The following is a 24722-nucleotide window of genomic DNA, read 5'->3' on the forward strand; positions in this document are numbered from 1 at the left end:
CGCGGCGGTCCCCCCGGATCAGGCGATGGGATAGGGCCAGGGGTTGAACCGGCAGGTCTTGTCGTCCGGGGTGATGGAGTCCGGGTCGAACTTGGCGGCATCGGCGTTGGACGTGGAGAACGTCTGCTGCATCATGACCGGCGCCAGGGCGCCGTCCTCCTCACACGCCGAATGCTGGTGATAGCCGATCGCGTGGCCGATCTCGTGGTTGAGCAGGTACTGCCGATAGGACCCGACGTCGCCCTGGAAGGACACCGCACCGCGTACCCAGCGGGCCTCGTTGATGAACACCCGAGGTTCCCGCGGCGATCCCGGGACCGGATGGAACGCCGGGTTGTAGCAGGACGCCTCGAGTTGGATCTCGTAGCCGCAGCCGTCCCGGATGGTCATCGGCGAGGTCAGCGAGACCCGGAAGTCGGGCTCTCCGGGCGCGGCCGCGTCGACGCGCACGAAACCGAACTGCGGGTTGTGGATCCAGCTCTTCGGGTTCGCCAGCGTCTCGTCCACCATCCGGGCAAAGGCCTCGTCGCCCCCGAACGACGTGGTGTCCAGGCCGTCCTCGATCTCGACGGTGTAGCGGAACACCTTGGCGGTGCCCTCGCCGACCTGCGGAGTGGCGCCGGGCACGACGTGCCAGCTGCGGCCGCCGGCCTGGGTGAACGGCCCGCCCTCCGGGAGGATGCCGGTGGGCAGGTTGGCGTCGAACTGGGTCAGGCCCTTCGGGGGCGCGCCGACGATCGCCGTGCCGCCGGCGCCGATGGTCGGGGGTCCCTCCACGCTCTCGTGCGCGGTGGGCGTCGGGGTGGTGGTCCCGGTGACCGTTTGATAGATCACCAGCACCGTGATGACCACCAACACCGGCAGCGCGTAGGCGCGCCAACCGTAGGTCGAGACGAACCGCCCCAGCCAGGACTGCTTGGGCCAGTGCTGGTGCTCGTCGCGGTTGGAGCGGACCCGGCCGGAGTCACCGGCGAGCGGGTCGCGTTGTGCGCGCAGCGGCTCACGCCACTCGTTGCGCAGCACGGGCACACGACTTTCCCCGCGACGCCCCGGGTCGTAGGTCACCGACCCAGGATGGCACAGACCGCTGCTCAGGGGCTTTCGGCACGCCAGCACGGGCCCTGAGTGCCTTTCCGCACATCGATACCCGCGGGTAGTAATGTCGGGGCGACGAGCCACCGCTCGCCGCCCGGGTGCCAGCGTGGACCGCCACGCCGAACGGCTCGGCGTCACGACTTGAAACAGAGGACCTGATGAGCGATCTCGCCAACGCTGCCGGACGGCGAGCCGTCAGAGCGGGCAATGCAGACCGGCCGTCCGGTTCTGCAGGCACCAGCCGGCGCGGTAACCGACTTCCCCGGGACGAACGGCGGGGCCAATTGCTGGTCGCAGCCAGTGAGGTGTTCGTGGACCGCGGCTACCACGCCGCGGGCATGGACGAGATCGCCGATCGGGCCGGGGTCAGCAAGCCGGTGCTCTACCAGCACTTCGCCAGCAAGCTCGAGCTGTATCTGGCGGTCTTGGCGCGGCATGTGGAGAACCTGGTCTCCGGGGTGCGCCAAGCGCTTCGCACCACCACCGACAACCGGCAGCGGGTGCGCGCCGCGGTGCACGCCTTCTTCGATTTCATCGAGCACGACGGCCAGGGTTACCGGCTGATCTTCGAGAACGACTACACCAACGAACCGCAGGTGTCCGCCCAGGTGAAGGTCGCCACCGAGGCGTGCACCGACGCGGTGTTCGACCTGATCAGCCACGATTCGGGATTGGATCCGCACCGGGCCCGCATGATCGCCGTCGGGCTGGTCAGCATCAGCGTCGATTCCGCCCGGTACTGGTTGGACAACGAGCGCCCCATCAGCAAGGACGACGCCGTCGAGGGCACCGTTCAGTTCATCTGGGGCGGCCTGTCCCACGTGCCGCTGACGCGGACCTGAGCCGCGCGGCTCAGTCGGTTTTCGGCGGGGTGACCGGACCGGCGCCGACCCCGAACCCGACCCGGCGGGCATCGGCCGGGCCCAGCTCCACGTAGGCGACGCGGGCGCTCTGCACGAAGAACTTGCGGCCCTTGTCATCGGTGAGGCTCAGCACGCCGCCGCCGTCGCCCAGCGCGTCGGTCACCAGCTTCTCCAGCTCGGCCGCTGCCTGCGAGCTGTTGAAGACGAGCTCACGCGGACTGTCCGTGACACCGATCTTGACCTCCACGTGAGAACCCTTTCCTTGAAACCTTGACGACGTGCCGTGCCGGCACCGTGCAGCGAAATGCTCTCCAGCAGGCTAATGCACGCGCTCGGCGTGCCGCCGCGCCAGGCGTTCGCGGTGGGCGAAGCCCCCGGAGCGATCGGTCTGACCTGGCTCGATGAAGATCCGCCGGATCCCGACACGCCCGGTCCGGTGCCCCCGTCGCAGGCCTGCGGGCCGATACCATCCGTGAAGGATGTGACGGGAGTGATCAAAGTGAACTGGTGCCTACGACGGGTGACGCGATGAACAAGCCCTACTGGAGCGGTGGCCGTTCGCGCGGCGGGAACACCTACGCCGACGACGCCGACCAGGTCAGCCACGACGACCACGCCGGCACCGGCGACACCGGCGCCCCGTCTCACGCGACCTCGTCATATGAGAGTTCGTCCTACGGGAGCTCGTCTTACGGCAGCTCGTCGTACGAGCGCCCGTCCTACGCGAGCGCGTCCTACGGGGAATCGCCCCCCGGCGGTTCCTCCTACCAGAGCCACTCCTACGGCAGCGACTACGACACCGGCGACACCGAACTGCTGGACTACGAGGGCTACCCCGGATCCGAGGACGACGAGGACTACGGGGCCTATGAGTACCGCGACACCCGCTGGCGCTGGATCGCCGGCGCGGCGGCGGCCGTGCTGTTCATCGCAGTGGTGGCAATCGCCACCGTGCTGGGCAACGACAGTGCCACCTCTACGTCCTCGACCGAGGCGGCCACCGACACCACCGCGCCCGTCCAGGACGCCGCCCCCAGCACCGCGCCACGCACCGTGATCGCGACCCCGGGCGCGGAGCTGGCGCCCGAGACCGTCGTCACCGTCACGCCGACGCCGACGGCGGTGCATCCCGCACCGGAGCCGCCGCCCCCGCCGGTCGAGGTGCCCGCCCCCGACCGCACCATCACCTACACCGTGACCGGGGAACGCCAGCTGTTCGACGTGGTGACCATCATCTACACCGATGAGCAGGGCTTCCCGCGCACCGAGATCAACGCCGCACTGCCCTGGACGCGGACGGTCGCGCTCAACCCGGGCGTGCAGACACAGTCGGTGACCGCGACCAGCGTCACCGGCAGGCTGAACTGCTCGATCACCGACGGCAACGGCGAGACCCTGCTCGCTCAGAACAACAACACCCTGATTACGACCTGCACCCGATAGGGGTCAGGCCAGCCCGAGCTGCGCCATCCGCTCGGCGTGGGTGCGCTGCAACCGGTCGAAGAACGCCGTGAGCTGACCCAACCCGTCGGTCCCGGTGACCACCAGGTCGACGAGTTCGTCGTGGTCGGCCAGCACGTACTGCGCCTGGGTGATCGCCTCGCCGAGCAACCGGCGCGACCACAGCGCCAGCCGACTGCGATGCATGTCGCTGGCCTCGACGGCCTCGCGCACCTCGGCGACGACGAACTGGGAGTGGCCGGTCTCGGCGAGCACCCCGCGCACGACGTCAGCCACCTCGGCGGGGAGCACGTCGGCGATCTCGAGGTAGAAGTCCGCCGCCAGCGCGTCGCCCACATAGGTCTTCACCAACGCCTCCAGCCACGTGCTGGGCGTCGTCAGGCTGTGGTAGTCCTCCAGCGTCGAGGCGTACTCCGACATGGCGGACATGACGTCAACGCCCCTGTCCTCCAAGGCATTCCGCAGCAGCTCGTAGTGCCCCATCTCGGCGGCGGCCATGGCCGCCATGTTGATCCGGCCGGTCAGATCCGGCGCCATCCGGGCCTCTTCGGTGAGCCGGTAGAAGGCCGCGACCTCGCCGTAGGCCAACAACGCGAAGAGCTTGTCGACGCCGGGGTGATCGGGGGAAATCTTCGATGCTCGCGCCTGCTGGCCGGCCGCGGGCTGCGTCGAACTCATGGGGGTCACTGTATCGGCCCCCGAGCGCCGGGTAGCGCGCCGGACCAGCGGCTGCGGCGCGAGCCGCTACAATGGCCAACGTTGGGCGTGTTTTCACACCCGGCATGGAAATGTGCGTGCACGTGCATGGCCCGCCTTCGGGAGCTGGGCCCGGCGAATTCGGTGTCGCGAGATACCGGGGTTTGTTTCTCTACGACTCGTGCGCGCGGACTACGCGACGAGAACCAGAGACGAGTAGAGCCTCGGAAAATTTGACTCGCAACCGACATCGAAAGGTTCGACCCCTACCTCATGACCGTTGACACCCAGGTAGACAGCACCGACACCACCACGCCCACCGGCCCCAGCTTCGCCGAACTCGGCGTCCGCGACGAGATTGTGCGCGCGCTGGCCGAACAGGGCATCGAGCACCCGTTCGCCATCCAGGAACTGACCCTGCCGCTGGCGTTGGCCGGCGACGACCTCATCGGGCAGGCCCGCACCGGCATGGGCAAGACCTACGCCTTCGGCGTACCGCTGCTCAACCGCGTCACCACTGACACCGAACGGCCGCTGGCCGGCGCCCCGCGCGCCCTCATCGTCGTCCCCACCCGCGAGCTGTGCCTGCAGGTCTTCGGCGACCTCGCCGGCGCCGCCAAGTACCTGACCGCCGACGGCGACCGGAAGCTCTCGGTGGTGTCCATCTACGGCGGACGGCCCTACGAGCCGCAGATCGAGTCGCTGCGCGCCGGCGCCGACGTCGTCGTCGGGACCCCCGGACGGCTGCTCGACCTTGCCCAGCAGGGGCACCTCCAGCTCGGCGGGCTCTCGGTGCTGGTGCTCGACGAGGCCGACGAGATGCTCGACCTCGGCTTCCTGCCCGACATCGAGCGCATCCTGCGGCTGACCCCCGACACGCGGCAGGCCATGCTGTTCTCGGCCACCATGCCGGATCCGATCATCACGCTGGCGCGGACGTTCATGAACCAGCCCACCCACATCCGCGCCGAGTCCCCGCAGTCCTCGCAGACCCACGACAGCACCGAGCAGTTCGTCTACCGCGCGCACGCGCTGGACAAGGTCGAGATGGTCGCCCGCATCCTGCAGGCCGAGGGCCGCGGCGCCACCATGATCTTCACCCGCACGAAGCGCACCGCGCAGAAGGTTGCCGACGAGCTCGCCGAACGCGGCTTCAAGGTCGGCGCCGTACACGGTGACCTCGGGCAGATCGCCCGGGAAAAGGCGCTCAAGGCGTTCCGCGCCGGAGACGTCGACGTGCTGGTGGCCACCGACGTCGCCGCCCGCGGCATCGACATCGACGACATCACCCACGTCATCAACTACCAGATCCCCGACGACGAGCAGGCCTACGTGCACCGCATCGGCCGCACCGGCCGGGCCGGCAAGACCGGTATCGCCGTCACGCTGGTCGACTGGGACGAGCTGCCCCGCTGGGAGATGATCGACAAGGCCCTCGGCCTGGACAACCCCGAGCCCGCCGAGACTTACTCGAGTTCACCGCATCTGTTCGCGGAGCTGAACATCCCCGCCGATGCGACCGGCAGCGTGGGTGCGCCGGCGCGCCGGGAAAGCAAGCGCCCGGCCCGCACTGAGCGCGGCGTCGAGAAGGGCCCGGCCGACAAGCCGCGGCGGACCCGGGAGCGGCGGCGTACCCGCGGCGGCCGGGCCGAGTCCAACGGCACCGACGCCGCGACCACCGACGCCCCCACCAGCGGGACCGCCGACACCCCGACCGGCGAGACCGCCGAGCCCACCCGGTCCCCCCGCCGTCGTCGGCGCCGCGGACCGCGCAAGCCCGCCGCCGAATCGGCCACCAACGCCGGCTGAACCGACCAGCCATGGTCAAACCGGAGCGTCGGACCCGCACCGACGTCGCGGTCGCGCTGGCCATCGCGGCCGTGGTGGCCGTCGCGGCGGTCACCATCTGGTGGACCAGTGACGCGCGGACCACACTGAGTCGGCCGGCGGACACGCCGTCCAAGAGCATCCCGCCCGCCGACGGGGTGCCCGCCGACCTCCAGCAGTTGTGGAGCGCGCCGAGTCCGGCGACGACCCTGCCGGTGGTCGCCAGCGGCACCGTGGTCACCGGGGACGGCAGCACCGTCGACGGCCGCGACCCGATCACCGGCGAGGCCCGCTGGAGCTACGCGCGCGACCTCCCGCTGTGCGGCGTGACCTGGGTGTACCAGTACGCCGTCGCGGTGTATCCGGACATCCGGGGCTGCGGACAGGTCAGCACCGTCGACTCGTCGACCGGCCGGCGCGGGCCAGCCCGCACCGGGTACGCCGACGACCGAGTGCAGTTGTCCTCCGACGGCACCGTGGTGCTCTCGACCGGGACGACGCGGCTGGAGCTGTGGCGCTCCGACATGGTCCGGGTGATCGGATTCGGTGAGGTCGACGCCCGGGTCAAGCCCAATCAGACCGGGCTGGGCCAGGGCTGCGCCATCACCTCGGCGGCGGCCAGCGCGCTGGCGGTGTCCCTGCTGCAGGCCTGTCCCGGCGAGGTGGACGTCCGGCTGACGCTGCTGCGGCCCGCCGACGAGGACGACGAGCCCACCCAGCGCGACGTCCCGCAGCCCGGCGTCGCGCCCGATTCGACTGCCCGGGTGCTGGTGGTCTCGGACACCGTCACCGCGGTGTACCTGCCCACCCCGACGCCGCGGGTGTCGGTCGTGGACCAGAACGGCGCCGAGTTGTCGAGCACGCCGTTGCCCGCGGCGCCGTCCGCGGCCGACCCGGCGAACACGGTGACCCGCGCCGGCGACCTGATCAGCTGGTGGACCGGGGACGCCGTGATGTTGTTCAACGCCGATCAGCTGACCCACAAGTTCACCGTCGAGGCCGCCGATGGGGCCGTCCCGCTGGGGCCCGCGGCCATGATGGCCGACCGGCTGCTGATCCCGGTCACCGGCGGAGTCGGCGTCTACGACCCCGAGACCGGGGAACTCGAGCGCGTCATCGAGGTGCAGCGCCCCGCGATGGATTCCGGGGTCGCGGTGATCGTCCCCACCGTGGTGGGCCCGACCCTGCTCGAACAACGCGGCCGCACGGTGGTCGCCCTCGGCGCCCGCCCGTAGCGCCGGGGCTCAGACCTCCGGAGTGAACGTCGCGAGCGGTTTGCCCGTCTTCCAGTGTTTGAGCAGCGCCGCGGCCAGCTCGCGGTAGGCCAGCGCACCTTTGTTCTTTCGGCCGGCGAGCACCGACGAGCCCGCGGCGGTGGCCTCGGCGAACCGCACCGTCCGGGGAATCGGCGGCGACAGCACCGGCAGCCCGTACCGGTCGACCACGTCGAAGAGCACGTCGCGGCTGTGCGTGGTGCGCGCGTCGTAGAGGGTCGGCAGCGCGCCGAGCATGCTCAGGTCCGGGTTGGTGATCTGCTGCACGTCGGTAACGGTGCGCAGGAACTGGCCCACCCCGCGGTGCGCCAGCGTCTCGCACTGCAGCGGGACGATGACCTCGTCGGCCGCGGTCAGACCGTTGAGCGTGAGCACCCCCAACGACGGCGGGCAGTCGATGATCACCACGTCGAAATCGTCGGCGACCTTGGCCAGCGCCCGCTTCAGGGCGTATTCGCGGCCGGCCCGCATCAGCAGCATGGCCTCCGCCCCGGCCAGGTCGATGTTCGCGGGCAGCAGCGTCATCCCCTCGGCGGTCTGCACCAGCGCGGCCGTCGGCTCGACCTCGCCCAGCAGGACCTCGTGCACCGAGACCGGCAGCTTGTCGGGGTCCTGGCCCAGCGAGAACGTCAGACAGCCCTGCGGATCGAGATCGACCAGCAACACCCGCTTGCCGGCCTCGACCAGCGCGGCGCCCAGCGACGCCACGGTCGTCGTCTTCGCCACCCCACCCTTTTGGTTGGCCACTGCCAATACCTGCGTCCCCACGTCGTCCATCCTGTCATGCCCGCGCGCGGTGCACCGGGACCACGCGGGCGCCGACGCCGCCTCGTCGGGCAGAATCGAAACCCGTGAGTGTCGGTGAGCATCGGCTGATCCTGCTGCGCCACGGCGAGACCGAGTGGTCGCTGTCGGGGCAGCACACCAGCACCACCGACCTCGAACTCACCGCGCACGGCCGCGAGCAGGCCCAGCTGGCAGCGCTGGCCCTGGCGCACCTGGAGTTGCGCGACGCGCTCGTGTTCAGCAGTCCGCGGCGGCGCGCCCTGGCCACCGCCGAACTGGCGGGGTTGGCGGTGCACGAGGTGATGCCCGGCCTGGCCGAGTGGGATTACGGCGACTACGAGGGCCTGACCACCCGGGAGATCCGGCGGCAGCGCCCCGGCTGGCTGCTGTGGACCCACGGTTGCCCCGGCGGCGAATCGGTGGACCAGGTCAGCGCGCGGGCCGACCGGGCGATCGAACTGGCTCTGGAGCACCTCGGCGGGCACGACGTGGTGTTCGTCGGCCACGGCCACTTCTCCCGCTCGGTGGTGACCCGCTGGGTCGAGCAGCCGCTGAGCGAGGGGGCCCGCTACGGTTTCGGGCCGGCCGCGCTGGCGGTGTGCGGCTTCGATTACGGCCTGCGCCAGCTGAAGTCGCTGGGGTTGACGGCTCATCGCGAACTCAGGACGCCGTGACCGCCCGGCGTGATGACCCGTCCTTCGTGCTGAGCGGGCCGGCGGACACGGTGATCGCGCACGGCACCCGCACCGCCTTCGACAGCGTCGCGGGGGCCCGGTCGGCGCTGGAACGCGGTGAGGTACCGATCGTGGTGGGCGCCTTGCCCTTCGACGTCGGCACCGTGGCCGCCCTGCACGCGCCCGAGGAGCTGCACCGCGGCCCGCGGCCCGCGCCGCCGGCCCGCACGCTGCCGCGGGTCACCGAGATCCTCGCGCGGCCCGACCTGGCGACGCACCGGGACCGGGTGGCCACCGCGGTGGCCCGGCTGCGCGCCCCCGGCGCCGAGCTGCACAAGGTGGTGCTGGCCCGGTCGCTGCAGCTGCACGCGGACGGCCCGTGGGATGCCCAGACCGTGCTGCACCGGCTGCTCACCGCCGACCCCGGCGCGTACGGGTATCTGGTGGATCTGTCCCCGGCCGGGCGCGGGTACGACGGCGCGGTGCTGGTGGGCGCCTCCCCCGAGCTGCTGGTGGCGCGCTCCGGGGACCGCGTGACGTGTCGGCCGTTCGCCGGCTCCGCGCCGCGCTCGGCCGACCCGGACGTCGATCGCGCCAACGGCCGCGCGCTGGCCGAGTCGGCGAAGAACCGCCACGAACACCAGCTGGTGATCGACGTCATGCGCGCGGCGCTGGAACCGTTGTGCGTGGACCTGCAGATCGCCGACGCACCGGAGTTGCACCACACCGATGCGCTGTGGCACCTGAACACCCCGATTTCGGCGCGGCTGCGCGAAAGTAGCACCACCGCAATCGATCTCGCCCTCGCACTGCAGCCCACCCCGGCCGTCGGCGGGGTGCCCACCGCGGCGGCGACCGCCCTGATCGGCGAGATCGAGGGCGACCGCGGGTTCTATGCCGGCGCGGCCGGCTGGTGCGACGCGCGCGGGGACGGCCGCTGGGTGGTCTCGATCCGCTGCGCCCAACTCTCGGCGGACCGGCGCAGCGCGCTGGCCCACTCCGGCGGCGGCATCGTCGCCGAATCCGACCCCGACGACGAGGTCGCCGAGACCACCACGAAATTCAAGACCATCCTGACCGGATTGGGAGAGACGCCATGACCCACCGCATCCGACGGGCCGAGCCCGCCGACGTCGCCGCGATCACGGCCATGGTGCACGAACTGGCCGCCTTCGAACACGCCGCCGACGAGTGCACGGTCACCGAGGCGCAGCTGCACGCGGCGCTGTTCGGCGACGAGCCAGTCGCCCACGGGCACGTCGTGGAGGTCGACGGGGAACCCGCGGCCATCGCGGTGTGGTTCGTGAACTTCTCCACCTGGGACGGGGTCGGCGGCATCCACCTCGAGGACCTGTACGTGCGGCCGGCCTACCGGCGCCGCGGGCTGGCCCGCGCGCTGTTGTCGACGCTGGCCGCCGAATGCGTCGCGCGCGGCTACACCCGGCTGTCGTGGGCGGTGCTGAACTGGAACGTCGACGCCATCGCGCTGTACGACGACGTCGGCGGCCAGCCCCAGACGGAGTGGACCGGCTACCGGGTCTCCGGCGCCGAGCTGCAGCGGCTCGCCGGCGCCTGAGGACCGGCGATCAGCCGCGGGGTGCGGCCGCCCACTGCAGCGCCGTCGGGCTGAACAGTAGGCCCAGCACCGTCACCGCCACCGCCGCCACCAACACGCCGTAGACCACCTGGTGGGAGCTGAACACATACCAGGCCACCGGGAGCAACAGCAGGTTGACGAACACCGCGATGCCGCGCCCCCAGCGCCGGTCGGTCACCAGGGCCCACCCGCCGGCGAGCACGCCGAGGCCCATGATGGTGAACCACGCGGCGGTGCCGTAGGCGTTGAAGCCGTCGGCGTGCTTGTCGGTTCCGCCGCTGGCCAGCACCGCCAGCACCACCGCGGTGACCAGCGCGACGATCCCCTCGGCCACCACGATGAACCCGGCGTAGCGCACCGCGGGCGGCTGGGTCACGAGCCGATCCTGTCGGCGAGGTACCGCACGGCGAATTCGTAGCCCAGCGGCCCGGCCCCGGCGATCACGGCGTCGGCGACCGCCGACACATAGGAGTGGTGCCGGAACGCCTCCCGGCGCGCGACGTTGCTCAGATGCACCTCGACCACCGGCAATTCGACGCCCGCCAACGCGTCCGGGATCGCCACCGAGGTGTGCGAGTAGGCGGCCGGGTTCACGATGATGCCGACGCAGTCCTCGCGCGCGAGGTGGATGGCGTCGATGAGGTCGCCCTCGTGGTTGCTCTGCACCGCGCGCAGGTCGAAGCCGAACTCGGCGGCCACCGAGCGGGTGCTCTTTTCGATCTGGGCCAGCGTGGTCGATCCGTAGATCTCCGGCTGACGGGACCCCAACAGGTTCAGGTTCGGCCCGTTGAGCAGCAGCAGACGGCGTTCGGTCATTCACCTACGGTACCGAGACCCCACGCCGCGGCCTACCGCGCCGGGCCCGGGCAAGTCGCTACTCGGCGTCGCCGGCGTGGATATCCGAGGGGTGCACCGCCAGCGGCGTGACGTGGATGTCCATGTAGGGGAACAGTGGCAGACCGGAAAGGATCTGGTGCAGTTCGTCATTGGACTCGACGTCGAACACCGAGTAGTTGGCGTACTCCCCCACCACCCGCCAGATGTGCGGCCACTTGCCGGCCCGTTGCAGATCCTGGGAGTACCGCTTCTCCCGGTTGACCAGATCGCTGCGCCGTTGCGGATCCATGTCGTCGGGGATCCGCACGTCCATTCGTACGTGGTAGAGCATGTCAGGCCGGCACCGGGTCGAGGACGAAGTTGTAGGTCATGGTCTCCGAGCCGGCGGGACCGGGCTGCGGGTCGAGCATCAGCTCCGGCTTGACCGCGCTGGCGATGTCGTCTTCGTTGTGCGGGTCACCGGGGAAGTACAGCTGCGCGGTGATCGATTCGTGGCCCGGCGCCGACACCTTCACATGCAGGTGCGCCGGGCGCCAGGCGTGCCAGCCCGCCGCGGCGATCAGCTTGCCGCAGGACCCGTCGGTGGGGATCTGATAGGGCGCGGGCCGGACGGTGGTGATCTGGAAGTTGCCGTCCGGGCCGGTGGTGAAGGTGCCGCGCAGATTCCATTCGGGCAGCCCGGGGGCGAACTGCGAATAGAAGCCGTCGGCGTCGGCGTGCCACAGTTCGACCTTGCCCGCCAACGGCTTTCCATCGGTGGAGGTGATCCGGCCGTCCCAGACCAGCGGCGTGCCGGCCTCGTTCTCGCGCATCGGCATGGTGCCGACGGCGCCGAGGTCCGGTGAGTCCGGTACATAATAGGGGCCCTCGATGCTGCCCTTGCTGCCGTTCCGGTGGTCGGTGGCCACCTCCTCGACGACGTGCTCGACCCAGACGTCGAGGAACAACGGCCACTCCCCGTCCTTGCCGACGTTGATCAGCCACGCCTTCAGGGCGTTGTACTCGTCGTAGCTGACCCGGTGCTTGCGGATGGTGGCGTGCACCGCGTCAAGCACCTCGCGGGCCAGCAGGTCGACCCGTTCGGCGGGGGTGTCCTTGACGGCCTCGAACGGGGACTTGTCGGCGTGGAAGCGTTCGGTGGCCGAGGCTCCCGAGGCCGCCGCCGTGGCGTGTTCGGCCGGGCTCTCCATGGTGGTCATTGTTGTTCTCCTTGGTGAAATGTCGTGATCGACAGGGCTGTTCAGTTGTCGGTGCGATACCGGGTGAGCTTGTCGGGGTCCAGGTCGACGCCGAGTCCGACGCCGAAGGGCACGCGCAGCACGCCGTCGCTGATCCGCAGCGGCTCGGCGAGCAGGTCATCGGACATGTCCAGGAAGTTCGACAGCTCGCCGGCGCGCCGGGAGGTCAGCGCGTGGGCGGCGCCGAAGGTGACGGCGCAGGCGGTGCCGAGCTGGCCGTCGATCTGGTTGCCCATCACCACCTCCAGGCCGAGGCCCTCGGCGAGGTGATGCACCCGTGTCGAGCCGGTGAACCCGGTGCGCGCGGTCTTGATGCTGATCGCGGTCGCCGAACCGCCGAGCACCTCGCGGGTGACGTCGGCCGGGGTGGGCACCGATTCGTCGGCGATGAAGGGGACGTCGAGCTTGTCGACCAGCCAGCGCCGGCCCAGCACGTCGTCGGCCGGGTTGAGTTCCTCGGCGAACAGCAGTTCCAGGTCGGCCATCTGCTTCATCGCCTGCAGCGACTCGGCGGCCGTCCAGCCGCGGTTGCCGTCGACGTAGAGTTCGATGGTGTCGCCGAACCGCTCGCGCAGCGCGCGCACGACGGCGGTGTCCAGCTGCACCGGCCGGCGACCGACCTTGACCTTGAACGTCGAGATCCCGTACTGCTCAAGCATTTTCTCCGCCTCGGCCACCATGGCCGCGGGCTCGTCGAAGCCGAGCATGTGGCTGACCCGCATCCGGTCGGTGAAGCCGCCCAGCAGGTCGGAGACCGGCAGGCCCAGGGTGCGGCCCAGCGCGTCCCAGATCGCCATGTCGATGGCGGCCTTGGCGGTGGGGTTGCCGACGGTGCGCGCCAGCCGCGCGTGCACGACCTCGCGCTCGGTCAGCCGCAGCCCCACCAGTTGCGGGGTGAACACGCCGGAGATGACGGCCACGATGCCGGCCTGGGTCTCGCCGTAGGTGAACGGCCGCGGCGGCGCCTCGGCGATGCCGACAATGCCGTCGTCGGTGTGCACCCGGACCAGGACGTGTTCGGCGGTGTGCACCTCGCCGGAGGCGAACTTCAGTGGTTTGGTGTAGGGAATGGCGAACGGAATCGCCTCGACCGCAGTGATTTTCATTCACATCTCCTTCGCGAGGGCAGAGGGAGCCAGGGCAGCGGTCAGCACGTCGACCACCGAGTGCACCAGCGGGTTCTCGGTCCCGCGGCGCCAGGCCAGGGCCAGCTCGATGGTGCCGCCGTCGACCAGATCGCGGAACACGACACCGTCGAGCGGCAGCGCGCGCACCGATTGCGGCACCACCGCCACCCCCAGGCCCGCGGCCACCAGGGCCAGCAGGACCGCGGTGCCGGATACCGCGTGTTCGCGGCGTGGCACGAACCCGGCCGCCCGGCAGCTGCGCAGCACCGCGTCGTTGACCGCGGATTCGCGGCTGGCGTAGGCCACGAACGGCTCGTTGCGCAGGTCCGCCATCGACACCACCGGCTCCACGGCCAGGCGGTGGTCGACCGAGACGGCCAGCACCAGCGACTCGACGTCGATGGTGCGCATCTCGATGTCCTCACCGACCGCCGGCGGCCGGAGCACGCCGAGATCCATGGCGTCGGTGCGCAGCGCGTCGCACTGCGCCGGCGTCAGCAAGTCGGCCTGGATTTCGACGGCGGCGTCGGGAAGTTCGCGTTTGACGACCCGTGCAATGCGCGGCAGGTGTGAGAAGGCCGCGGTGCCGGTCAGGCCGAGCCTCAGCAGGCCGCTGCGGCCGGCCGCGATGCGCCGCACGCCGCGCTCGGCGTCCTCGACGCCGGCCAGGATGCGGTCCGCCTCACCGCGCAGGAACTCCCCGGCCGGGGTCAGCGACACCTGCCGGGTGGTCCGGTTGAACAGGGTGACGTCCAGCTCGGCCTCGAGTTGCCGGATCGCATACGACAGCGCCGGCTGCGCGACGTGCAGCCGCTCGGCGGCCTGGCCGAAATGGCAGGTCTCGGCCACGGCGGCGAAGTAGCGAAGGTGCCTCAGCTCCATGGCGGTCGCGTCGTCCGTTCTGTGCTCGGGGGTGCCTGTGATGGGTGACACATTCGACGGTAGACCCTCGATCCATAGAGAACAAGGACTTACTTCGTGATGAATAATCGATGCTGTTTATCAATCAATGCCTAGGTTGGGACTAGCACTATGCCTAGTGTGATCGCCGCCACTGCCTGTGACAGTCGTAGGCAAGGAACTATCTCGGCCGCGAGTTTCGCCCGCGCCCCAGCCGACCACGGAGGCCCCGATGACGACTTCTCTGCCGCGGACATCCGCGCCCACCCGCCCCACCGACCGCACCCACCTCGACGAGGTCCTCGCCGACGCGGTGATTGAGGACCGCGCGGCCGGCGTGTACCGGGCGAACCGTCGGATCTTCACCGACGAGGAGATCTTCGAGCTGGAGATGCGCCACATCTTCGAGGGCAACTGGGTGTATCTGGCCCACGAATCGCAGGTGCCGAACCCGGGCGACTACTTCACCACCTACATCGGGCGCCAACCGGTGGTGATCAGCCGCGACCGCAACGGCGCATTGCACTGCCTGATCAACGCGTGCTCGCACCGCGGTGCCATGCTGTGCCGGCGCAAGACCGACAACCGCCCCACCTTCACCTGCCCGTTCCACGGCTGGACGTTCCGCAACGACGGCGCGCTGCTGAAGGTCAAGGACCCCGACGGCGCCGGCTACCCGGACTCTTTCAACAAGGACGGCTCCCACGACCTGACCCGGGTCAAGATGGACAGCTACCGCGGCTTCCTGTTCGGCAGCATCAACGACGACGTCCTGCCCCTCGAGCAGCACCTGGGTGACACCACCAAGGTGATCGACATGTTGGTCGACCAATCCCCCGACGGCCTGGAGGTGGTGCCCGGCGCCTCGACCTACACCTACGACGCCAACTGGAAGGTGCAGGCGGAGAACGGCGCCGACGGCTATCACGTCTCGGCCGTGCACTGGAACTATGCGGCCACCACCAGTCGGCGCGGCACCGGGGAGTCCACCAACGTCACCAAGACCCTCGATGCCGGCGGCTGGGGCAAGTCCGGAGGCGGCTATTGGTCCTTCCCGCACGGGCACCTGTGCCTGTGGACCTACGCCGCCAACCCGCAGGATCGCCCGCTGTGGGACCGCCTCGACGAACTCAAGGCCACCTACGGCCAGGCCAAGGGCGAGTTCATGGTCAAGGGTTCGCGCAACCTGTGCCTGTATCCCAACGTGTACCTGATGGATCAGTTCTCCACGCAGATCCGGCATTTCCGGCCGATCTCGCCGGACAAGACCGAGGTCACCATCTACTGCATCGCGCCCAAGGGGGAAAGCCCGGCCGCCCGGGCCAACCGGATCCGCCAATACGAGGACTTCTTCAACGCCTCGGGCATGGCGACCCCCGACGACCTCGAGGAGTTCCGGTCCACGCAGTTGACCTTCCGGGCCACCAAGGCCCGCTGGAACGACATGAGCCGCGGCGCCAACCACTGGCTCAACGGCCCCAACGACCTGGCCACCGATCTCGGCATGCACGGCGTCATCTCCTCGGGCGTCAAGAACGAGGACGAGGGCCTCTACCCGGTACAACACGGCTATTGGCTCGACACCATGCGCGCCGCCCTGGCCGCCGAGACCCACACCGACTGAAAGGAGAGCCCGCGATGACCGCCACCACGCCGCCCGCAACAACGCCGCCCGCCACCGCCGGTGCCACGATCACCCAGAACGCCATCGAACAGTTCCTCTACCGCGAAGCCCGCTACCTCGATGACCGCGAATTCGAGAAATGGCTGGACTGCTACGCCGACGACGTCGAATTCTGGATGCCGTCGTGGCGCGACGACGAGATGCTCTCGGCGGACCCCAACACCGAGGTCTCGCTGATGTACTACCCCAACAAGGGCGGCCTGACCGACCGGGTGTTCCGCATCCGCACCGAACGCTCCAGTGCCACCTCACTTCCCGAGGCCCGCACCAGCCACAACATCAGCAATGTCGAGGTCATCGAACGCCGCGGCGACCTGGTGGACATCCGCTTCAACTGGCACACCATGTATTTCCGCTACAACACCGTCGACCCCTACTACGGCACCTCGTTCTACACCATCGACTTCGCCGGCGAACAGCCACTGATCCGCCGCAAGACCGTCGTCCTCAAGAACGACTACATCCACCACGTACTCGACATTTACCACATCTGAGGCTGGGCTCGTGACCGCTGTGCAGGCACCTCCGGTGCCCGAAACCCATTCCGTCGCCCTGACCTTCGAGGACGGCGTCACCCGGTTCATCACCGGCCGGGACGACCAGACCGTCGCCGAGGCGTCCTACCGGGCGAAGATCAACATCCCCCTGGACTGCCGCGACGGCGCCTGCGGCACGTGCAAGGCGCTCTGTGAATCCGGCCGTTACGACGCGGGCACCTACATCGAGGACGCCCTGTCGCCAGACGAGGCCGAGGCCGGCTACGTGTTGCCGTGCGTAATGAAGCCGAAGTCGGATCTGGTGCTCAGGATCGCCAGCACCTCCGAGGTGGCCAAGACCGCCGCGGCCACCTACGTCAGCACCATCACCGCGCTGACCCGGTTGTCGTCGACCACCGTGGCCTTCAGCGTCGAGATTCCCAACCGCGACGAATTGGTTTTCCTCCCAGGCCAATACGTCAACATCAAGGTTCCGGGCACCGACGAGACCCGGTCCTACTCCTTCAGCAGCGCCCCCGACGAGAAGACGCTGAGCTTCCTGGTCAAACTCACGCCCGGCGGCGCCATGTCGACCTATCTGGAGCACCGCGCCGCCGTCGGCGATCAACTGACCTTCACCGGTCCCAACGGCAGCTTCTTCCTCCGCGAGGGCGAGGGACCCGCGCTGCTGTTGGCCGGGGGCACCGGACTGGCCCCCATCCTGTCGATCCTGCGGACACTGCGCGCCGGCAGCCCCCGCCCCCTGCACCTCATCTACGGCGTCAGCACCGACGAAGACGCCGTGGAACTCGACACCATCGCCCAACTCGCCACCGAACTGGGCGATTTCAGCTGGGACTACTGCGTCTCCGACGAGAACAGCACCGCGACCCACAAGGGCTACGTCACCGCCCTGATGACCCGCGAACATCTGCACGACGGCGACGCCTCGATCTACCTGTGCGGCCCGCCCCCGATGGTCGAATCGGTCCGCCAGCACGTCGAGGCCACCGGCGTCCGGCCCACCGGCTTCTACTACGAGAAGTTCGCGCTGGCGCACGGCGGCGCCGGCGAATCCCGCTCCCCCGCCGCGGAATCCGCCCCGCCGGCGCCGGCCGCGACCGTGCGCGAAGCGCTGCGGCCGGTCGGCGAGGACGGCGTCGCCCGCGCGATCGTCGGGCAGACGGTCATGGCGCCGAAATCCCTGAGCCCGCTGCCGGTCCCGCCCGCGCCCGCCGACCCGGGCGACGCGATCCGGCGCCTCTGCGGTCAGTTGCTGGTTCCCGCGGTCCGCGGCGACACCCGCGCCCTCGACGAAGACGACGCCGCCCTGCCCGCCCTCGACGGGCGCGCGGTGGCCGGCCAACCGCTGTTCGGCGCGTTCACACCCGCCGCCGCGCCCCCGGCCGAGCCCGAGCCCGAGACTGGCCCCACCGTCGCCGAGGACGGCTACCAGATCGGCGAGGAGCACCCCGAGGTGCACGAATCCGACGCGCTGTTCGAGGCGCGCCGCGCGCTCGAACTCGGCGCGTTGGAGCTGACCGTGGGCCGGCTGTCCAGCCGGCAACTGACCGGCTACCGGCTGCTGGCGGAGGCGACCCTGCCCTACGTGCAGGGCGAGCGCTTCACCGACGCCGCGCAATACACCGAGACCAACGCGGCCTTCCACGACTACCTGTTCACCATGACCGGCAACGACCACCTGCTGCAGGCTTATCAGGCCCTCGGGGTCAAGGGCCGGATGACCGAGGTACTGCGCAACGCCACCTGGTGTCATCCGCTGTGCGCGCAGGACCATGTGGACATCGTCGCCGCCTTCGAGGCCGGCGATCGCGAGACGGCCCGCGAGCTGATCATCGCCCATGCCGAACGTTCCAAGCAGACGATGAGAAGAGCAATGAGCGACCTCGAAAAGACCCGCGCCGCAAAGCGACCGAAGTTCATCACGCCGGGCCGGTTCGCCGGCAAGGTGGTGGTGGTCACCGGCGCCGCCCAGGGCATCGGCGAGCAGACCGCCCGCCGGGTCAACGCCGAGGGCGGCACCCTGGTGTTGGTCGACCGCAGCGAGCTGGTCAAGGAGGTCGCCGAGGACCTCGACGCGCCGTCGGGCGACGGTCCGCGCGCCGTGGCCGTCACCGCCGACCTCGAGCAGTACCCCGGAGCCGAATCCGTGGTGGCGCAGGCGCTCTCGGAGTTCGGCCGCATCGACGTGCTGATCAACAACGTGGGCGGCGCGATCAACTTCAAGCCATTCACCGAATTCACCGACGACGAGATCCGCGCGGAGATCACCCGATCCCTGCTGACCACCCTGTACGCCAGCCGCGCCGCCCTGCCGGTGATGGTCGAGCGGGGACACGGCGTGATCGTCAACGTCTCCTCGGCGGCCACCCGCGGTATCCACCGCATCCCCTACTCGGCGGCCAAGGGTGCCATCAACGCGCTGACCGCCTCGCTGGCACTGGAATACGCCGAGGCCGGCATCCGGGTGGTGGCCACCGCCCCCGGCGGCACCGAGGCCCCGCCGCGGCGCATCTCCCGCGGCACCCCGGAGCCCCGCAACGCCACCGAACAGGCCTGGTTCCAGGCCCACATCGACCAGACGCTGGACTCGGCGCTGCTCAAGCGGTACGGCACCCTCGACGAACAGGCGGCCGCCATCTGCTTCCTGGCCTCCGACGAGGCCTCCTACATCACCGGCACCGTGCTGCCGGTCGCCGGTGGCGACCTCGGGTGACGCCTACCATGTGAGCTGTGCCCGACCCCCTCCGCTGCGTCGGCCGTGACCGCGAGGCGACCGCGCTCGACGACCTCGTCGGCGCCGCGGCACACGGCGCGCGCATCGTCACCCTGTGCGGCCCACCCGGTATCGGCAAGACGGCGCTGCTGCGCCGGCTGGCCGCCCAGCACACCTGCCGGTGGGCGACGGGGATGGCCTGGGAGACCGACCTGCCCGGCGGGGTGTTGGCGCAGCTGCTCCAGGACGAGATTCCCACCGACCCCGTCGAAGCGGCCGCGCACCTTCTCGACCACCTGCGGGCCGGCGACATCCGGGTGCTGCTGATCGACGACGCGCAGCACGCCGACACCGAATCCCTACAGGCGATCTCGACCCTGGTGCGGCACCAGAGTGACCAGCCGGTGCTCGTCGTGCTGGCCACGGTGTCGGCCGACCGGCTGCCGGCCGACCTGGGTGCCGACGAGATCCGGTTGACCGGCCTGACCGTGGCGGCGGTCGGCGAGCTGATGCGGATGCGCGGCATCAGCGTGCATCCCGCGATGGCCGAGACGTTGAGCCGGCACACCGACGGCAATCCCCGCGACGTGCTGGCCCTGCTCGACGAGGTGCCCCCCGCGGTGTGGTCCCGGCCCGATGCCGTGCTGCCGGCCCCCGGCCACGTCGTCGACGAGGTGGCAACGGCCCTGCAGTCCTGCGGATCCGACGGCCGGGCCCTGACCGAGGCGCTGGCGATCCTCGGTGCCGGCGCCCCGCTGGCCGAGGCCGCGCAGCTGGCCGGGCTCGCCGACCCCTTGCCGGCCATCGACGACGCGACGGCGGCGGGACTGCTGAGGTTGCCGGGGCAGTTCGAGCCGCGGCTGCGCTCCGGGCTGGCCGAGGCCGCCGTCGTGCAGCTGATGGGCGTGCGCGCGGCCGCCGAGGCGCACCGGCGCGCGGCCGAGATCGTCTCGGACCCTGCCGCCCGGCTGCGCCACCGGGTGGCCGCCACCCCCATGCCCGACGCCGCGCTGGCCGACGAGGTTGCCACCCTGGCCCGCGAACGCGGCACCGACGGCGCCTGGGCCGAGGCCGCCGCCCTGTTCCGCGACGCGTCCCGGTTGACACCGGAGCCGATGGTGCGCGACGCCCGGCTGACCCTGGCCGTCGATGCCCTGGTCGCCGCCGGAGACTGCGGGGCCGCCGCCGCGCTGGTGCCCGCGGTGGAGAGCATGCGGGAGACCCCCTTGCGCAACGCGGTTTTGGGCTATCTGGCGATTCTGCGCGGCCGGGCCACCGAGGCCGAGGCGCGGTTGCAGCGCGCGTGGACGATCGTCAATGCCGAACGCGACCCGGCGATCGCCGCCCTGATCGCGCAGCGCTACGTCCTGCACACCCTGATCCGCGGGCGCGGCGACGAGCTCGTCGGCTGGGCCGACACGGCGCTGCGACTGGCCCAACCCGACTCCCCCGAGGCCCTCGAGGCCGCCGCGGTGCGCGGCCTGGGCATGTTGGCCGCCGGGCACCCGCGCAGCGCCGCGATCGCCTATGAGGAGTTGGCGGACCGGGTGCGCCACGGCGCGCAGGCCCAACGCGTCACCATGGGGCGCGGCTGGGTGCAGCTGCTCGGTGACGACCTCGACGGCGCCCGCAGCCAACTCGAGACAGCGGTCGCCACCGCGGCGCTCGGCGGGTCGCGCCGCATCACGCTGTGGGCGCTGGGCTGGCTGGCCCGGGTGCATTTCGACACCGGCGAGTGGGACAGCGCGCTGGCCGCCGTCGAGTCCGGCCGCACGCTGGCGGCCTCCAGCGGGATCGTTGTGGTGACGCCGCTGCTGGAATGGACCGCCACCCAGATCCACGCGATGCGCGGGGATTGGTCGGCCGCCGCCCAGGCGGTCCGCGCCGCCGACGTGGTCACCCAGGACTACGAGATGATGCAGATCCCACTGGTGTTGGCGCGCGCGCAGATCGCCGAGGCCGAGGCCGACTACGCCCGGGTGTGCCGAACGCTGCAGCCGCTGGCGCGGATGGCTCCGGGCACCTCGCTGGACGAACCCGGCTATTGGGCCTGGCCCGACGTCCTGGCCCACGCCCTGGTGCTCGAGGGTCGGCTCGACGACGCGGAGGCGTTCCTGGGTCCGCACGAGCAGCGGGCCCGGGACCGCAACCACCGGTCGGCGACCGCGCGGCTGGGGTACGCCCGTGGCCGGCTGCTCGGGGCCCGCGGCGACCTGCCCGCGGCGCGCGCCGCGTTCGAGGAATCGCTGGCGCTGCTCGACGGTCTGCCGCGGCGCTACGACCGCGCCCGGGTGAACTTCGTCTACGGCCAGACCCTGCGTCGCGCCGGCAAGCGCCGCGAGGCAGACGCCGTGATCGGCGCCGCCCGCGACATCTACGACTCGCTGGGCGCGCGGACCTACGTGGCCCGCTGCGAGCGGGAACTGAAGGCCGGCGGCCTCAACCAACTGCGCGGCGCACGGCACAGCGTGCAGCTCACCCCGCAGGAGGAGGCGGTCACCGCGCTGGTGGCCCAGGGGAAGTCGAACCGGGAGGTGGCCGCCGAACTGTACGTATCGCCCAAGACCGTGCAGTACCACCTCACCCGGGTCTACGCGAAACTCGGCATCCGGTCGCGCACCGAGTTGGCGGCCCGGGGGCCGTGGGGCGCCGATGCGTAAAGTGGGGACCCGGCAGCAGGGGTCGGGGCGGACTTGCGGCGAGGGACACACGATGGGCATCACGAGGCGCGCAGGCGCGGGCCTGACGCTGGCGGCGGTCGCGGCCATGACGGTCGCGATGGCGGCACCGGCCGCGGCCGAGAAGGTCCGGCCGACCGACGGCGCGACGCCGTTGGTGACCCCGTTCGACGTGGCCGACCCGACGATCGGCAATCTCGATCCGGCGTTGCGGGCCGCGGTTCAGGCCGCCGCGAACGCCGCGGCGGCCCAGGGCATCACGATGACCGTGAACTCCGGCTGGCGTACCCCGCAATTCCAGCAGCAGTTGCTCGACGACGCCGTGCTGACCCACGGCAGCCTGGCGGCGGCGCGCCGCTTCGTCCAGACCCCGGCGCAGTCCCGACACGTGGTGGGCCAGGCCGTGGACATCGGCGGACCCGAGGCGGCGCAGTGGTTGATCGCGCACGGCCCGCGATTCGGCCTGTGCCAGATCTACGCCAACGAGCCCTGGCATTTCGAGTTGGTCGCCGACGCCGCCGGCACCTGTCCTCCGCTGCTCCCCGACGCGGCCGGCTGAGCCGAAACAGGTTGCCGGTCAGGCGGTTTCGAGGACCCGACCGTCGGTGACCGGGGCGGCCGTCTTGGCCACCACGTCGTCGACGTCCACCCCGGGTGCCAGTTCGACGACCCGGAAGCCCTCGCCGGTGACGTCGAAGACGCCGAGATCGGTGATGACCCGGCTGACCACGGCCTTGCCGGTCAGCGGCAAATCACAGGCCGCGACCAGCTTGGCCGCGCCGGACTTGGTGACGTGGTCCATCAGGACGATCACCCGGCCGGCGCCGTTGACCAGGTCCATCGCGCCGCCCATGCCCTTGACCATGGAGCCGGGCACCATCCAGTTGGCCAGGTCGCCGTTGCCCGCGACCTGCATCCCGCCGAGCACCGCGACGTCGACATGGGCGCCGCGGATCATCGCGAAACTCGTCGCGGAGTCGAAGAAGGACGCACCGGGCAGCACCGACACGGTCTGCTTGCCGGCGTTGACCAGATCCGGGTCCACCTCGTCCTCGTACGGGAACGGACCGACGCCCAGGATGCCGTTCTCGGCGTGCAACTGCACATCGGAGTCGGCCGGCAGGTGGTCCGGGATCAGCGTGGGCAGGCCGATGCCCAGGTTCACGTAGTCGCCGTCGCGCAGTTCGCGGGCGGCCCGGGCGGCCATCTCGTCGCGGGTCCAGCTCATTGGTGCGCCTCCTGTCGTACCCGGGTGGTCAGCTTCTCGATGCTCTTGCGGTTGGCCTGCTCCGGTGTCAGCTCATGGACGCGCTGCACGAAGATGCCGGACAGGTGAATCTGGTCGGGGTGCAGCTCGCCGACCTCGACCACCCGCTCGGCCTCCACGACGGTGATCCGCCCGGACATGGCCGCCGGCGGGTTGAAATTGCGTGCGGCGGCCTGGAATACGCAGTTGCCGGCCTTGTCCGCGACAGCGGCACGCACCAGCGCGAAGTCGGTGACGATGCCTTCCTCCAGCAACATCTCGCGGCCGCCGAAGGTGCGCACCTCCTTGGGCGGCGAGGCCAGCGCAACGCTGCCATCGGGGTGATAGCGCCACGGCAGTCCACCCTCGGCGACCAGGGTGCCCACCCCGGTGGGCGTGAAGAAGGCCCCGATCCCGCTGCCGCCGGCCCGCAACCGCTCGGCCAGGGTGCCCTGCGGGGTCAGCTCGACGGTGAGTTCGCCGCTCAGATACTGCCGGGCGAACTCCTTGTTCTCCCCGACATAGGAGGCGATGACGCGGCTGATCCGGCCGGCCTCGAGCAGCAGCCCGAGCCCGGCGCCGTCGACGCCGCAGTTGTTGCTCACGATGGTCAGATCACCGGCGCCCTGCTCCAGCAGCGCCTCGATGAGGAACCAGGGAATGCCGGCCAGGCCGAATCCGCCGACGGCCAGGCTCGCGCCGTGCGGGATGTCGGCGACGGCCTCGGCGGCCGAGCCGACCACTTTGTTCAAGGTCATGATTGCTCCAGGTGTTCGATGAGGGCACCGGTGATGGTGCCGGGCTGCTCGGCGTTGGCCAGATGCGCCGAGCGGGGCACCACCAGCACGCGGGCCCCGCCGATGTTGTCGGCGATGTCGCGCAGCATTCCCGGCGGGGTGGCCGGGTCGTCGGCGCCGGCGATCGCCAGCGTGGGCGCCTTGATCGACGAAAGGTCCTCGCGCAGATCGAGTTTGGCGATCGCCTCGCAGCAGCCGGCGTATCCTTCGGCGGGGGTGGACGCGACCATGTGCTCGGCCTCGATCCGGATCTCCGGGTGCGCGGCCAGGTATTCGGGGGTGAACCAGCGGTCCACGACGGCCGCCGCGACGGCCCCGGCCCCGTTGGCGCGCACCGTTTTCGCGCGTTCGATCCAGGCGCCGGCCGGGGGCAGCTGCGCGCTGGTGCACAGCACCGCCAGCCGGTCGACGCGCTCGGGGTTGCGTGCGGCCAGCCGCATCGCGGTCATGCCGCCCAGCGACAGCCCCACGACGTGCGCGCGGGTGATGTCCAGCCGGTCCAGCAGGGCCACGACGTCGTCGGTCAGGTCGTCGATCGAGTACGGCCCGTCGGGAACCGGCGAGCCGCCGTGGCCGCGGGTGTCGTAGCGCACCACCTTGAAGCGGCGCTCCAGTTCGGCGAGCTGGGCGTCCCACATCCGATGGGTCGAGCCCAGCGAGTTCGACAACACCACGGCGGGGCCGTCGGGCCGGCCGCTGACGACGGCGTGGACGTCACACACAGTCATT

25 protein-coding genes are annotated in these 24722 nt (G+C 70.6%); 12 read left to right on the forward strand and 13 right to left on the reverse strand.

Annotated features, from left to right (window positions below):
- Positions 1-18: 18 nt before the first annotated feature.
- Positions 19-1065 carry a DUF3152 domain-containing protein gene (locus R2K23_RS16670; RefSeq protein WP_316510678.1) on the reverse strand — a complete coding sequence of 349 codons (1047 nt, stop codon included), beginning with the start codon at positions 1063-1065 and terminating at the stop codon, positions 19-21.
- 188 nt (positions 1066-1253) lie between these two features.
- Here R2K23_RS16670 and R2K23_RS16675 point away from each other — a divergent pair, with 188 nt between their 5' ends.
- The gene (locus R2K23_RS16675; protein ID WP_316510679.1) at positions 1254-1937 is read left to right on the forward strand and encodes a TetR/AcrR family transcriptional regulator; all 684 of its coding nucleotides are present in this window, start codon (positions 1254-1256) and stop codon (positions 1935-1937) included.
- A gap of 10 nt (positions 1938-1947) precedes the next feature.
- Here R2K23_RS16675 and R2K23_RS16680 read toward each other — a convergent pair whose 3' ends face one another.
- Positions 1948-2205: a DUF3107 domain-containing protein gene (locus R2K23_RS16680; protein ID WP_316510680.1), complete on the reverse strand. Its 258-nt coding sequence runs from the start codon at positions 2203-2205 to the stop codon at positions 1948-1950.
- Between the two features lie 260 nt (positions 2206-2465).
- Between R2K23_RS16680 and R2K23_RS16685 the strand changes: the two genes are divergently transcribed.
- Entirely contained in the window at positions 2466-3401 is a 936-nt protein-coding gene (locus R2K23_RS16685; RefSeq protein ID WP_316510681.1) for a hypothetical protein, read from the forward strand.
- 3 nt (positions 3402-3404) lie between these two features.
- Here the strand turns inward: R2K23_RS16685 and R2K23_RS16690 are convergent, their stop codons facing one another.
- A complete protein-coding gene (locus R2K23_RS16690) occupies positions 3405-4097 on the reverse strand; it encodes a ferritin-like fold-containing protein (RefSeq protein ID WP_316510682.1) in 693 nt (230 codons plus the stop codon).
- A 291-nt stretch (positions 4098-4388) separates the two neighbouring features.
- Between R2K23_RS16690 and R2K23_RS16695 the strand changes: the two genes are divergently transcribed.
- Together R2K23_RS16695 and R2K23_RS16700 are read left to right on the forward strand one after the other, a co-directional pair.
- Positions 4389-5924, forward strand: a complete 1536-nt coding sequence (locus R2K23_RS16695; protein WP_316510683.1) for a DEAD/DEAH box helicase — start codon at positions 4389-4391, stop codon at positions 5922-5924.
- Positions 5925-5935: 11 nt separating this feature from the next.
- Positions 5936-7177 (forward strand): Rv3212 family protein, encoded by a 1242-nt coding sequence (locus R2K23_RS16700; protein WP_316510684.1) that lies wholly within the window; start codon positions 5936-5938, stop codon positions 7175-7177.
- Positions 7178-7186: 9 nt separating this feature from the next.
- Here R2K23_RS16700 and R2K23_RS16705 read toward each other — a convergent pair whose 3' ends face one another.
- On the reverse strand, positions 7187-7993 hold the full coding sequence (locus R2K23_RS16705; RefSeq protein ID WP_316510685.1) for a ParA family protein: 807 nt from the start codon (positions 7991-7993) through the stop codon (positions 7187-7189).
- A gap of 74 nt (positions 7994-8067) precedes the next feature.
- On the opposite strand from R2K23_RS16705, the gene R2K23_RS16710 reads away from it, so the two are divergent.
- Genes R2K23_RS16710 through R2K23_RS16720 form a run of 3 tightly spaced genes read left to right on the forward strand, consistent with a single transcriptional unit; the run spans position 8068 to position 10252 of the window.
- Positions 8068-8676, forward strand: a complete 609-nt coding sequence (locus R2K23_RS16710; RefSeq protein WP_316510686.1) for an acid phosphatase — start codon at positions 8068-8070, stop codon at positions 8674-8676.
- Positions 8673-9776, forward strand: a complete 1104-nt coding sequence (locus tag R2K23_RS16715) for an isochorismate synthase (protein ID WP_316510687.1) — start codon at positions 8673-8675, stop codon at positions 9774-9776. Before R2K23_RS16710 ends, R2K23_RS16715 begins: the two co-directional genes overlap by 4 nt.
- On the forward strand, positions 9773-10252 hold the full coding sequence (locus R2K23_RS16720) for a GNAT family N-acetyltransferase (RefSeq protein ID WP_316510688.1): 480 nt from the start codon (positions 9773-9775) through the stop codon (positions 10250-10252). The genes R2K23_RS16715 and R2K23_RS16720 overlap by 4 nt, the downstream gene beginning before the upstream one ends.
- Positions 10253-10262: 10 nt before the next feature.
- Here R2K23_RS16720 and R2K23_RS16725 read toward each other — a convergent pair whose 3' ends face one another.
- The 6 genes from R2K23_RS16725 to R2K23_RS16750 are packed head-to-tail and all read right to left on the reverse strand — an operon-like array spanning position 10263 to position 14357.
- Positions 10263-10649, reverse strand: coding sequence for a hypothetical protein (locus tag R2K23_RS16725; RefSeq protein ID WP_316510689.1), 387 nt, complete (start codon positions 10647-10649; stop codon positions 10263-10265).
- Positions 10646-11089, reverse strand: coding sequence for a type II 3-dehydroquinate dehydratase (gene aroQ, locus R2K23_RS16730; RefSeq protein ID WP_316510690.1), 444 nt, complete (start codon positions 11087-11089; stop codon positions 10646-10648). The genes R2K23_RS16725 and aroQ overlap by 4 nt, the downstream gene beginning before the upstream one ends.
- A gap of 58 nt (positions 11090-11147) precedes the next feature.
- On the reverse strand, positions 11148-11441 hold the full coding sequence (gene catC / locus R2K23_RS16735; RefSeq protein WP_316510691.1) for a muconolactone Delta-isomerase: 294 nt from the start codon (positions 11439-11441) through the stop codon (positions 11148-11150).
- Position 11442: 1 nt separating this feature from the next.
- Positions 11443-12309 carry a catechol 1,2-dioxygenase gene (gene catA / locus R2K23_RS16740; RefSeq protein ID WP_316510692.1) on the reverse strand — a complete coding sequence of 289 codons (867 nt, stop codon included), beginning with the start codon at positions 12307-12309 and terminating at the stop codon, positions 11443-11445.
- A gap of 41 nt (positions 12310-12350) precedes the next feature.
- Positions 12351-13454, reverse strand: coding sequence for a mandelate racemase/muconate lactonizing enzyme family protein (locus R2K23_RS16745; RefSeq protein WP_316510693.1), 1104 nt, complete (start codon positions 13452-13454; stop codon positions 12351-12353).
- Positions 13455-14357: a LysR substrate-binding domain-containing protein gene (locus R2K23_RS16750; protein WP_316517342.1), complete on the reverse strand. Its 903-nt coding sequence runs from the start codon at positions 14355-14357 to the stop codon at positions 13455-13457.
- Positions 14358-14607: 250 nt separating this feature from the next.
- Between R2K23_RS16750 and benA the strand changes: the two genes are divergently transcribed.
- Genes benA through R2K23_RS16775 form a run of 5 tightly spaced genes read left to right on the forward strand, consistent with a single transcriptional unit; the run spans position 14608 to position 22509 of the window.
- Positions 14608-15999 carry a benzoate 1,2-dioxygenase large subunit gene (benA, locus tag R2K23_RS16755; protein ID WP_316510694.1) on the forward strand — a complete coding sequence of 464 codons (1392 nt, stop codon included), beginning with the start codon at positions 14608-14610 and terminating at the stop codon, positions 15997-15999.
- Between the two features lie 14 nt (positions 16000-16013).
- The gene (benB, locus tag R2K23_RS16760) at positions 16014-16553 is read left to right on the forward strand and encodes a benzoate 1,2-dioxygenase small subunit (RefSeq protein ID WP_316510695.1); all 540 of its coding nucleotides are present in this window, start codon (positions 16014-16016) and stop codon (positions 16551-16553) included.
- Between the two features lie 10 nt (positions 16554-16563).
- Complete coding sequence (benC, locus tag R2K23_RS16765; protein ID WP_396892203.1) at positions 16564-19272, forward strand: benzoate 1,2-dioxygenase electron transfer component BenC; 2709 nt, start codon at positions 16564-16566, stop codon at positions 19270-19272.
- A 17-nt stretch (positions 19273-19289) separates the two neighbouring features.
- On the forward strand, positions 19290-21932 hold the full coding sequence (locus tag R2K23_RS16770) for a helix-turn-helix transcriptional regulator (protein WP_316510696.1): 2643 nt from the start codon (positions 19290-19292) through the stop codon (positions 21930-21932).
- Positions 21933-21984: 52 nt separating this feature from the next.
- Entirely contained in the window at positions 21985-22509 is a 525-nt protein-coding gene (locus tag R2K23_RS16775; protein WP_316510697.1) for a M15 family metallopeptidase, read from the forward strand.
- A gap of 18 nt (positions 22510-22527) precedes the next feature.
- On the opposite strand, the gene R2K23_RS16780 is transcribed toward R2K23_RS16775, so the two are convergent.
- Genes R2K23_RS16780 through pcaD form a run of 3 tightly spaced genes read right to left on the reverse strand, consistent with a single transcriptional unit; the run spans position 22528 to position 24721 of the window.
- On the reverse strand, positions 22528-23178 hold the full coding sequence (locus R2K23_RS16780; protein ID WP_316510698.1) for a 3-oxoacid CoA-transferase subunit B: 651 nt from the start codon (positions 23176-23178) through the stop codon (positions 22528-22530).
- A complete protein-coding gene (locus R2K23_RS16785) occupies positions 23175-23954 on the reverse strand; it encodes a CoA transferase subunit A (protein ID WP_316510699.1) in 780 nt (259 codons plus the stop codon). The genes R2K23_RS16780 and R2K23_RS16785 overlap by 4 nt, the downstream gene beginning before the upstream one ends.
- The gene (pcaD, locus tag R2K23_RS16790; protein WP_316510700.1) at positions 23951-24721 is read right to left on the reverse strand and encodes a 3-oxoadipate enol-lactonase; all 771 of its coding nucleotides are present in this window, start codon (positions 24719-24721) and stop codon (positions 23951-23953) included. Before pcaD ends, R2K23_RS16785 begins: the two co-directional genes overlap by 4 nt.
- Position 24722: the final 1 nt, after the last annotated feature.

It is taken from the genome of Mycolicibacterium sp. MU0050, assembly GCF_963378085.1.
Lineage (GTDB): Bacteria > Actinomycetota > Actinomycetes > Mycobacteriales > Mycobacteriaceae > Mycobacterium > Mycobacterium wendilense.